Below are 11,148 nucleotides of genomic sequence, written 5' to 3' on the forward strand. Positions count from 1 at the left end.
GCCCTTATGTTGCGTGCTGGTTATGTTCGTCAAGTTTCTGCCGGTGTTTATTCTTACCTACCACTCGCTAACCGTGTGATTGAAAAGGCTAAGAATATCATGCGCCAAGAGTTTGATAAGATTGGTGCGGTGGAGATGTTGGCTCCTGCCCTTCTCAGTGCTGATCTTTGGCGTGAATCAGGTCGTTATGAAACCTATGGTGAAGACCTTTATAAACTGAAAAATCGTGAAAAGTCAGACTTTATCCTAGGTCCGACACACGAAGAAACTTTTACGGCTATTGTTCGTGACTCTGTCAAATCTTACAAGCAATTACCACTTAACCTTTACCAAATTCAACCTAAGTACCGTGATGAAAAACGTCCACGTAACGGACTTCTCCGTACGCGTGAATTTATCATGAAAGACGGCTATAGTTTCCATGCTAATTACGATAGTTTGGATGTGACTTATGACGAGTACAAGGCGGCCTATGAACGAATTTTCACTCGTAGTGGCTTGGACTTCAAGGCCATCATTGGTGATGGTGGTGCCATGGGTGGTAAGGATAGCCAAGAATTTATGGCCATCACTCCTGCTCGTACAGACCTTGACCGCTGGGTTGTTTTGGACAAGTCAGTTGCCTCATTTGATGAAATTCCTGCAGAAGTGCAAGAAGAAATCAAGGCAGAATTGCTCAAATGGATGGTTTCTGGTGAAGACACTATTGCCTACTCAAGTGAGTCTAGCTATGCGGCTAACTTAGAAATGGCAACAAACGAGTACAAACCAAGCAACCGTGTTGTCGCTGAAGAAGAAGTGACTCGCGTCGAAACTCCAGGTGTAAAATCCATCGATGAAGTCGCAGCCTTCCTAAATGTCCCAGAAGAACAAACAATCAAAACCCTCTTCTACATGGCAGATGGTGAGCTTGTTGCAGCCCTTCTAGTTGGAAATGACCAACTCAATGAAGTTAAGTTGAAAAACCACTTGGGTGCAGATTTCTTTGATGTTGCGAGCGAGGAAGAAGTAGCAAATGTTATATCGGCTGGCTTTGGTTCGCTTGGCCCAGTTGGTTTGCCAGAAAATGTGAAAATCATTGCAGACCGTAAGGTACAAGATGTTCGCAATGCTGTTGTGGGGGCCAACGAAGATGGCTACCACTTGACGGGTGTGAACCCAGGTCGTGATTTCACTGCAGAATACGTGGATATCCGCGAAGTTCGTGAGGGTGAAATTTCACCAGACGGACAAGGCGTTCTTAACTTCGCGCGTGGTATTGAGATCGGTCATATTTTCAAACTCGGAACTCGCTACTCAGCAAGCATGGGTGCAGATGTTTTGGATGAAAATGGTCGTGCTGTGCCAATCATCATGGGATGTTACGGTATCGGTGTTAGCCGTCTTCTTTCAGCAGTTATGGAACAACACGCTCGCCTCTTTGTCAATAAAACGCCTAAAGGTGAATTCCGTTACGCTTGGGGAGTTAACTTCCCTAAAGAATTGGCACCATTTGATGTGCATTTGATTACTGTCAATGTTAAAGATGAAGAAGCGCAAGCCTTGACAGAAAAATTGGAAGCCAACTTGATAGACGCTGGTTACGAAGTCTTGACAGATGACCGTAACGAACGTGTCGGAGTGAAGTTTAGCGATAGCGACTTGATTGGTCTGCCAATCCGTATCACTGTTGGGAAGAAAGCAGCCGATGGCATCGTAGAAGTCAAGATCAAGGCGACTGGTGACACAATTGAAGTTCACGCAGATAACTTGCTCGAAACCCTTGAAATCCTAAGCAAGAAATAAAACTATAATCAGAAGAAAAACAAGGCAAAAATGTAACTAGTTTTTACCTTGTTTTTTCTGTATAATGGGAAAAATGAGTAAATGAAGAGGTAAAGCTATGCTAAAATTTCCAAAGGATTTTGTCTGGGGTTCCTCCACTTCTGGACCACAGACAGAAGGACGAGTGCCAGGTGATGGTAAAGGAGATAATCTCTGGGATTATTGGTATCAAGTAGAGCCAAACCGCTACTACAATGGGATTGGATCTGATAAAACATCGACCTTCTATGAAAACTGGGAAAAGGATATTGAGCTTTTGGTAGAGACTGGGCATACAGCCTTTCGTACTTCTATCCAGTGGTCTCGTATTTTCCCGCAAGGTCGTGGAAAAGTCAATCCTCAAGGTGTGGCTTTCTACCGTCAGGTATTTGAAGCGATTAAGGCCAAGGGCATTCGTCTCTTAGTCAATCTCTATCACTTTGACCTGCCTTTTGCCCTGCAGGAAGATGGGGATGGTTGGGAAAACAAGGCAACCATTAAGGCTTACGAAGACTATGCTCGTTTTTGTTTTGAGACTTACGGTGACTTGGTGGACCAATGGATTACCTTTAACGAGCCCATCGTCCCTGTGGAGTTTGGCTATTTTTATGATGCTCACTATCCTCACAAGGTGGATGCCAAAGCGGCGGTTAAGGTTGCTTATCATACGCAACTGGCTAGTAGTCTTGCGGTTAAGGCTTGTCATGAGATTTTGCCTGATTCTAAGATTGGGATTGTCCTCAACTTGACACCAGCCTACCCACGTAGTCAGCATACCGCAGATGTCAAGGCTGCGCGCATTGCGGATCTCTTCCAAGCCCAATCTTTCCTAGACCCGTCTGTCTTGGGAGCTTATCCAGAAGAATTAGTAGAAATCTTGTCTGAGCATGATTTGCTGCCAGAGTACACTGTTGAAGAGTTAGAACTCATTCGGGAGCATACAGTGGACTTTCTTGGAGTCAATTACTACCAACCTTTGCGCGTTATGGCGCCACGTTTTGCCAAGCATCCAGACAGTCCACTCTTGCCAGAACATTTCTATGAGCCTTATATCATGCCGGGCCGTAAAATCAATCCTCATCGCGGTTGGGAAATCTATGAGCAGGGGATTTATGATATCGCTCAAAATATCAAGGAAAATTATGGCAATATTGAGTGGATGTTGACAGAGAATGGCATGGGTGTTGAAGGTGAAGATAAATTCCGTGTGAATGGCATGATTCAGGATGACTATCGTATCGACTTTGTCAAAGGACATCTGCGTGAACTTCACCGTGCCATTGAAGACGGAGCCAATTGTAAGGGTTACTTAATCTGGACCTTTATCGACTGCTGGTCATGGCTCAACAGCTATAAAAATCGCTATGGTCTGGTTGAGCTTGACTTGGAAACACAGGAACGTCGCCTGAAGAAATCAGGCCACTGGTTCAAAGAACTCAGCGACCATAATGGATTTTAAGAATAAAAAGAGTGAGATGGCGTTCATCTCACTTTTTATTACAATATCATCACCAAGGTCCCGATCGTAATCAGGATACAGCCAATAATTGTTTTAAACGTCAGGATATCTTGTAGGAAGAAAAAGGCTAGAACGAGGGTAAGGACGAGACTGAATTTATCGACAGCAGATACCTCAGTTGCACTGCCCATCTGCAAGGCCTTGTAGTAGCAGAGCCAAGAGGCGCCAGTGGCCAAACCAGATAAGATGAGAAAGAGCCAACTTTTTCTACTGATATTGACAATTTCGGTCTGACTATTGGTCAAGAAAACCATGGCCCAGGCCATAAGAATGACGACGACCGTACGAATAGCGGTTGCTAGATTGGATGGAACTCCCTCAATTCCAATCTTAGCTAAAATTGACGTTAAGGCTGCAAAGATAGCTGATAAAAGTGCGAAGAAAAACCACATGGCAAATACCTCCTCTTTTTATTATAAGTAATTGATGCTGACTTGTCAGGTATCAAGTGAAATCTTGATAAAACACCAGATAGAAAAACTATACCAATTTTTATCCTTGACAAGTGAGAAAAACAAGTATATACTGTTTTTGCTGATTCCGTAAAGTGAGAATTAGACTATACCAATTTAAGGAGAAAGCACAGCTGGTCTGTGTCGTATATACTATGTGTGGAATTGTTGGTGTTGTTGGAAACACAAATGCAACTGATATTTTGATTCAAGGGCTTGAAAAGCTCGAATACCGTGGCTATGATTCTGCGGGGATTTTTGTCCTAGGTGGTGCTGAAAATCACCTGGTTAAGGCTGTCGGTCGTATCGCAGAATTGTCTGCCAAGACAGCAGGTGTTGAGGGGACAACTGGTATCGGACATACTCGTTGGGCAACTCACGGGAAACCAACGGAAGACAATGCTCACCCACACCGCTCTGAGACAGAACGTTTTGTCTTGGTCCACAATGGGGTCATTGAAAACTACCTTGAAATCAAGGAAGAATACCTTGCAGGTCACCACTTCAAGGGACAAACAGATACAGAAATCGCTGTTCACTTGATTGGGAAATTTGTTGAAGAAGATGGCTTGTCAGTTCTTGAAGCCTTCAAAAAAGCCCTTCACATCATCCGTGGTTCTTATGCCTTTGCCTTGGTTGACTCTGAAAATCCAGATGTCATCTATGTCGCTAAGAACAAATCGCCACTTTTGATTGGTCTTGGAGAAGGCTATAACATGGTCTGCTCAGATGCTATGGCCATGATTCGTGAGACCAACCAATACATGGAAATCCATGACCAAGAGTTGGTAATCGTCAAGGCTGATAGCGTCGAAGTTCAAGACTATGATGGTAACAGTCGTGAGCGTGCTAGCTATACTGCTGAGCTCGACTTGTCAGATATCGGTAAAGGAACTTACCCTTACTACATGCTCAAGGAAATTGATGAGCAACCAACGGTTATGCGTAAACTTATCCAAGCCTACACAGATGAGGCAGGTCAAGTAGTGGTTGACCCTGCTATCATCAAGGCTGTTCAAGATGCAGACCGCATTTACATCCTTGCAGCTGGAACATCGTACCACGCAGGATTTGCTTCTAAGAAGATGTTGGAAGAACTGACAGATACACCAGTTGAACTTGGAATTTCATCTGAGTGGGGCTATGGTATGCCACTTCTCAGCAAAAAACCACTCTTCATCTTTATCAGCCAGTCTGGTGAAACAGCTGACAGCCGTCAGGTTTTGGTTAAGGCTAATGAAATGGGCATTCCAAGCTTGACAGTGACAAACGTTCCAGGTTCAACCCTATCACGTGAAGCCAACCATACTATGCTTCTTCACGCGGGTCCTGAAATTGCCGTGGCATCAACCAAGGCTTATACTGCGCAAATCGCAGCTCTAGCTTTTCTTGCAAAAGCAGTCGGAGAAGCAAACGGCAATGCCAAAGCCCAAGCCTTTGATCTGGTTCATGAGTTGTCAATCGTAGCTCAGTCTATCGAATCAACTCTTTCTGAAAAAGAAACCATTGATGCAAAGGTTCGTGACCTTCTTGAAACAACTCGCAATGCCTTTTACATTGGACGTGGTCAAGACTACTATGTAGCCATGGAAGCCAGTCTTAAGCTAAAAGAGATTTCTTACATCCAATGTGAAGGCTTTGCGGCAGGAGAACTCAAGCACGGAACCATTGCCTTGATTGAAGAAGGAACGCCTGTCTTGGCCCTCTTGTCAGATCCAGTCCTTGCCAACCATACTCGTGGAAATATCCAAGAGGTCGCAGCCCGTGGTGCCAAGGTTCTCACTATCGCAGAAGAAAATGTTGCTAAAGACACAGACGATATCGTCCTTACGACCGTACACCCTTACCTCTCACCAATCTCAATGGTCGTACCAACGCAATTGGTCGCTTACTTTGCAACACTCCACCGTGGCCTTGATGTGGACAAACCACGTAACCTTGCTAAGTCAGTAACAGTAGAATAAGCTAAGAAAGTCTAGTTCATCTAGACTTTTTCTAATGAGCAAATTTATTGAAAATAAAACTAATTAGTGATAAAATACCCTAAAACTAAAAGAGATAGCGAGGAAACGGGATGGTAGAATTAGGAATTTCAACATTTGGTGAAACAACAGCTCTGGAAGCGACTGGGCAACTTTACAGTCATGATGAACGCATTCGTCAGCTGGTGGCAGAGATAGAGCTGGCTGATAAGGTTGGTTTGGATGTGTACGGGATTGGGGAGCATCATCGGGAGGACCTTGCGGTATCGGCGCCAGAGATTGTTCTTGCAGCTGGTGCAGTCAATACCAAGAAAATTCGTTTGACGAGTGCAGTCAGCATACTCTCGAGTATGGATCCGATTCGCTTGTTCCAACAATATGCTACTATCGATGCTTTGTCAAATGGACGTGCGGAGATTATGGCTGGGCGTGGTTCATTTACCGAGTCTTTCCCACTGTTTGGCTATGACTTGAAAGACTATGAAGCTCTCTTTGATGAGAAATTAGACATGCTCCAGTTAGTCAATGAAAAGACCAAGATAGACTGGCAGGGGCAATTGACCCAAAGCATTGCTGGAAAAGAAGTTTATCCTCGTCCAGTTCAGGACAAATTGCCATTGTGGGTGGCGACAGGTGGTCATGTAGAGTCAACAGTGAAGATTGCTCAGGCGGGGTTGCCAATTGTCTATGCTATTATTGGTGGCAATCCGCGTTATTTTAAAAAGCTGATTCAAGCTTATCGTGAGATTGGTAGGGAAGCCGGTCATGCGGATAAAGACCTGAAAGTGGGCGCTCATTCTTGGGGCTGGATTGCTGAAGATGGCGAGCAGGCGATAAAAGATTATTTCCATCCGACCAAGCAAGTAGTGGATGCGATTTCCAAGGACCGTCCACACTGGCAGGAGTTGACCTATGAGCAATATTTGGAGCAAGTTGGTCCAAATGGAGCCATGTTTGTGGGAAATCCAGACCAGGTGGCAGAAAAATTGATTTGCATGATTGAGGATTTAGACTTGGATCGCTTTATGTTGCACCTACCACTTGGTTCTATGCCACATGATCAAGTTCTCAAAGCTATTGAACTTTTTGGAACGCAAGTCGCACCAAAAGTGCGTGCTTACTTTGCCATGAAAGAAGGGTTATAAAAAAATCCAATCAGTTGAGTCGATTGGTGAGGAACACCCATGGATTCAGCAACAGGTGGAAGTGGTACAAGCGATAGAGCATACTATCTAGTGGAATATATACTAGTTTATACCAAGTACAAGATAAAATAGCAAAAAAGGCGATTATCCAAGCGGAAATCGTCTTTTTTGATATTCTCACAAATACGATATCTTGTGGTTGGTGTAAACTGGTAGATAGTTCTCTTATTTTATTTATCAAAACCTTGTAAGTTTTTTTGGCGCTCTTCAGTTTGACCCTTGGCATCCAATTTATTACCATTGTAAACAGTGCTTTCCCATGATCCGTACATTGGGTTAGGGAAAATGATGAATTTCTCACCAAACTCTTTTTGTAATTCCTCTAATTTTTGGTCGCGCTCAGTTTCAGAGGTCTTTGAAAACTCTGCAAAGTCCACAAGATTGTCTCCTAGTAGCATGACTAAGTTGGTTTTTTCTTGGACTGCTTGTCTACGACCTTCTTTAGATTTGACGCCTTTTTCTAAGAACATGAGATGATCGCGGCTTTGTACAGGAATTCCTTCATTTTCTAGGTTTTTGATCGTATCATCTACCTGATCTATCGTGCGGTCAGATACATAGTAAATTTGGACACCGTTTTGGTCTGCAAATTGGAGAAAATCTTTAGCACCTGGTACAGCCTTGGCTGCGGCTTTTTTTACCCAGATATCCCAGTTATCTGGGGTAAATGCTGTTCCATCTTTGACATTTTGCGCTTGATAAGGGCTATTGTCTAATACGGTTTCGTCTAAGTCCAAAACGATAGAGTAGGGTTTATCTGTCTGTGTTTTTAGTAGTTCTTTCAAACGATCAGTAGCGACATTGTAACCTTGTAGATAGAGTGCCTTGGTCTCAGCTGCTTTTTGATACCAAAGAGTTGACATAGTATTTTCTCTTGAACGCAACTGATCATAGGTCATTGTAACCTGATTGTCAGATGTACTACTTTGTGTTGTCTGTGAATTTGCCGAATTTGTGCCACAGCCAGTCAGTAAAATGACGGAAGCAAGTGTAGAAGCAATTGTAATGGTAACTTTGGATATTTTCATAATCCCATCCTCCTAATAATAGTCTATTAATATTGTAGCGTTTTCATGGGATTTGTGCAAGAAAATATCGAGAGAAAAGAAATTTTTCAGTAGTAATTTGGTATTAGGATAAAATTATGTACTTAATTTGGGAATGAAGATGGATATAAAAAAATTCAATCGGCTTGATAGAAAATCTATATCAGTTCCTTTTTGAAAAATAGATGAAAATAAAGTGAATCTTTGAAAGGCTAGTAACATCAAGCTTTTCAGGGATTTTTTTCTTTATAGATATAAAAATTTTCAATCGAGTTGATAGTCAATATATATTGGGAAAAGGGGAAAAGGAGTGGTAAGATGGTTTCAATCCAAATGGAAGGAGAAAGGTATGGCAAGCAAAAGAGATTTAGTCTTTAGAGCGATTCGAGGCGATGAAGTGGAAAGAGTTCCTGTCGGATTTTGGTTTCATTTTGTAACACTCGAAGAAAAGGGGCAGGGATTAAATAATCCACGTATCTTTCAAAAAAGTGTTGATGGGCATCGCAGCTATGTGGAAAGGATTCGCCCTGATTTTGTCAAAATTATGAGCGATGGTTTTTTCCTTTATCCAAGTAATGTCTATAATCCTAAGATTGCAAGCATTCGGGAGCTGACTTCTATTGAGTCGATTGGTGAGGAACACCCATGGATTCAGCAACAGGTGGAAGTGGTACAAGCGATTCGAGAGACCTTTACCGAAGAGATTGCTTCTTTCTACAATATCTTTTCACCAATCTCCTACCTCAAGCGCTGGTTCCGCACAGAAACTTCTCGAGGAGATAGGGAAGTGGCTGATCTATTGCTTGAAAATCCTGAGCAATTTAGAGCTATTCTAGACGTGATTGCAGGAGATATTGCTATCCTAACTCAGAAAATCATCCAGCAAGGCGGTGTTGACGGGATTTACCTCAGTACCCAGGAAATTCAAGATGAGCGCATCACACCAGCACTCTACCAAACCTATATCGAACCGAGCAATATAGCGATTTTGGAGGCAGCTAATCAGGTGGGTGGGACCAATATCCTCCATATCTGTGGTTTTGAAGGTGCGAGCAATGATGTGACGATTTTTAAGGACTATCCAGCTCAAGTGGTCAACTGGGCGACCCACCATGAGGATGTTAGTTTGACACAGGGGCAGGAGTTGTTTCCAGGCAAGGCCGTTTTAGGTGGATTTGAAAACGGCAAGAAAAGCTTGCTTTATCAAGGTTCCAAGGCGGAATTGCAAGATGAAACAAGACGGTTGCTGGCTGAAGCTGGTAGTAAAGGCGTTCTTCTGGGAGCTGACTGTACTGTTCCAGATGACTTTGACTTAGAGAGGTTGGACTGGATTCGGCAGGCAGCTGTTCTCTAAAAGGAGGAGCTATGAAAAGTAAAAGATGGGGCATCTTCATTGCAGTTGTCGGTTTGCTGGCCTTGGTTGCCATAAGCGTCGTAAAAAATCAGCACTGCAAAAATGGAGAGAGATGTCGTGGAGTTCAGGATTTTTCCAAGTCCAGTCTCCCCTTTCTACGCTCGAATGATATCGCAAGCAGTTTATTAGTTGAAAAAGTAAGAAATGGAGAATAAGAATGTCAGAAAAAAAAGAATGGGTTTTAAAAGCATTTAAAGGTGAAAAGGTTGATCGTGTGCCAGTTGGCTTTTGGCACCATTTCACATCCGAAGACGAATGGCTACACGGTTTCTCAAATCCAGTCATTATCGAGAAGAATATTGAGGGCCATAAGCGCTTTATCCGAGAAGTTCAGCCAGACTTTATCAAACTCATGAGTGATGGCTACTTTGCTTATCCAAATCCAGCGATTGCCAAAGACAAATCACTTCAAGAATTGGCAACCATTCAACCACTTGGATCAGACCATGCTTGGATAAAAGAGCAGGTGGACTTGGTTAAGAAAATCAAGCAAGAGTTTACAGAAGATATCGTTGCGATTTACAATATTTTTGCTCCTGTGACCTATCTCAAGTGGCTGCTTGGGGAAGTATCTGGCGGCGATGACCTTATCGCGGACTTTCTGGTGGAAGACCCTGAAGCCCTTAAGAAGGTGTTGGATGTGATTGCAGAAGATATTGCGAGTCTAAGTCGAGCTGTCATCGAAGAGGCTGGTGCTGACGGAATCTACCTCAGCGTGCAGAGTATCCAAGATCAACGAGTGTCGGCAGCAGATTATCAAGCCGTCATTGCACCTAGCGAGATAACGGTTCTGGAAGCGGCTAGTGCTGTTGGTGGCGTCACTGTTCTTCATATCTGTGGCTACGAGGGGGCGCGAAATGATATTCACCTTTTTGCAGACTATCCTGCCCAAGTCTTTAACTGGGCTGTAGGACCAGAGGGAATCACTCTCAAGGAAGGTCGTGAGATTTTCAAGGGACGTACGGTTCTTGGAGGATTTGAAAATGGCAAGACAGGCTTACTGTATACTGGTAGCAAGGACGCCATTCAGGCTGAGGCAAAGAAACTAGTTGCAGAAGCTGGGGAACAGGGATTGGTACTTGGGGCAGATTGTACCATTCCAAGTGATATCGCAGTTGAACGTATCCAGTGGGTGAGAGAAGCGCTTGAAAACTAAAGGAGAAAAAGATGAGTAAAAAAGCATGGATTATCGGTGGTGTAGCAGTTGTTGCAGTAATTGGGGCGACGATTATCGGGAGAAGTTTAGCTGGTGCTCCAGCCAAGGATGGAAAAACGGCTTCGTCTGCTGAAGTCATAACCTTGAAGGTTGCCCATACACAAAACTACGTACCTTATGACTTTGTAAATGAAAAAGGGGAATCAGATGGTTATGAAGTAGCTGTTTTGAAGGCTGTTGATGAGAAGTTGGCAAACTATCAATTTGAATATACGGGTACCAGTGATGATGACCTCTTGATTGGTCTGGAATCAGGTAAGTATGACATCGGAACCAAGGGAGCTTGGTACACAGATGAACGAGCTAAAAAGTTTGTCATTCCATCTGAACCAGTCGGAGCGAGCATCATCGGATTTACGGTCAGAAAAGAAGATGAACAGAAATACAAAACCATTGATGACTTTGCTAAGAATAAAGGGAAATTGGTTCCCATCTCTCCACAGAATGCTCAATGGAATGTCATCACCAGCTACAATGAAAAACATCAGGATGCACCGATTGAGCTAACAGC

Annotated in this window: 10 protein-coding genes; 8 read left to right on the top strand and 2 right to left on the bottom strand. The window is 43.4% G+C overall.

Annotation, left to right across the window (positions count from 1 at the left end):
* Both GMD4S_RS05745 and GMD4S_RS05750 read left to right on the top strand, forming a co-directional pair.
* The coding region (locus GMD4S_RS05745) for a proline--tRNA ligase (RefSeq protein ID WP_000629862.1) at positions 1–1,785 on the top strand (1,785 nt) is incomplete at its 5' end.
* 97 nt (positions 1,786–1,882) lie between these two features.
* Positions 1,883–3,262 carry a glycoside hydrolase family 1 protein gene (locus GMD4S_RS05750; RefSeq protein WP_000911360.1) on the top strand — a complete coding sequence of 460 codons (1,380 nt, stop codon included), beginning with the start codon at positions 1,883–1,885 and terminating at the stop codon, positions 3,260–3,262.
* Positions 3,263–3,300: 38 nt separating this feature from the next.
* Here GMD4S_RS05750 and GMD4S_RS05755 read toward each other — a convergent pair whose 3' ends face one another.
* Positions 3,301–3,714: an EamA family transporter gene (locus tag GMD4S_RS05755; RefSeq protein ID WP_000264209.1), complete on the bottom strand. Its 414-nt coding sequence runs from the start codon at positions 3,712–3,714 to the stop codon at positions 3,301–3,303.
* Positions 3,715–3,929: 215 nt separating this feature from the next.
* On the opposite strand from GMD4S_RS05755, the gene glmS reads away from it, so the two are divergent.
* Together glmS and GMD4S_RS05765 are read left to right on the top strand one after the other, a co-directional pair.
* The gene (gene glmS, locus GMD4S_RS05760) at positions 3,930–5,738 is read left to right on the top strand and encodes a glutamine--fructose-6-phosphate transaminase (isomerizing) (RefSeq protein ID WP_000334288.1); all 1,809 of its coding nucleotides are present in this window, start codon (positions 3,930–3,932) and stop codon (positions 5,736–5,738) included.
* A 110-nt stretch (positions 5,739–5,848) separates the two neighbouring features.
* On the top strand, positions 5,849–6,901 hold the full coding sequence (locus GMD4S_RS05765) for an LLM class flavin-dependent oxidoreductase (protein ID WP_000229789.1): 1,053 nt from the start codon (positions 5,849–5,851) through the stop codon (positions 6,899–6,901).
* A gap of 230 nt (positions 6,902–7,131) precedes the next feature.
* On the opposite strand, the gene GMD4S_RS05770 is transcribed toward GMD4S_RS05765, so the two are convergent.
* The gene (locus GMD4S_RS05770; RefSeq protein WP_000703381.1) at positions 7,132–7,989 is read right to left on the bottom strand and encodes a 5'-nucleotidase, lipoprotein e(P4) family; all 858 of its coding nucleotides are present in this window, start codon (positions 7,987–7,989) and stop codon (positions 7,132–7,134) included.
* Positions 7,990–8,356: 367 nt separating this feature from the next.
* Here GMD4S_RS05770 and GMD4S_RS05775 point away from each other — a divergent pair, with 367 nt between their 5' ends.
* The 4 genes from GMD4S_RS05775 to GMD4S_RS05790 all read left to right on the top strand — a co-directional run.
* A complete protein-coding gene (locus tag GMD4S_RS05775; protein ID WP_000157314.1) occupies positions 8,357–9,361 on the top strand; it encodes a uroporphyrinogen decarboxylase family protein in 1,005 nt (334 codons plus the stop codon).
* Between the two features lie 11 nt (positions 9,362–9,372).
* A complete protein-coding gene (locus GMD4S_RS05780) occupies positions 9,373–9,576 on the top strand; it encodes a hypothetical protein (RefSeq protein WP_000837741.1) in 204 nt (67 codons plus the stop codon).
* A 2-nt stretch (positions 9,577–9,578) separates the two neighbouring features.
* A complete protein-coding gene (locus GMD4S_RS05785) occupies positions 9,579–10,577 on the top strand; it encodes a uroporphyrinogen decarboxylase family protein (protein ID WP_001290979.1) in 999 nt (332 codons plus the stop codon).
* An 11-nt stretch (positions 10,578–10,588) separates the two neighbouring features.
* Positions 10,589–11,148: transporter substrate-binding domain-containing protein (locus GMD4S_RS05790; RefSeq protein WP_000036996.1), on the top strand; the 560-nt coding region annotated here is incomplete at its 3' end.

It is taken from the genome of Streptococcus sp. GMD4S, assembly GCF_000296955.1.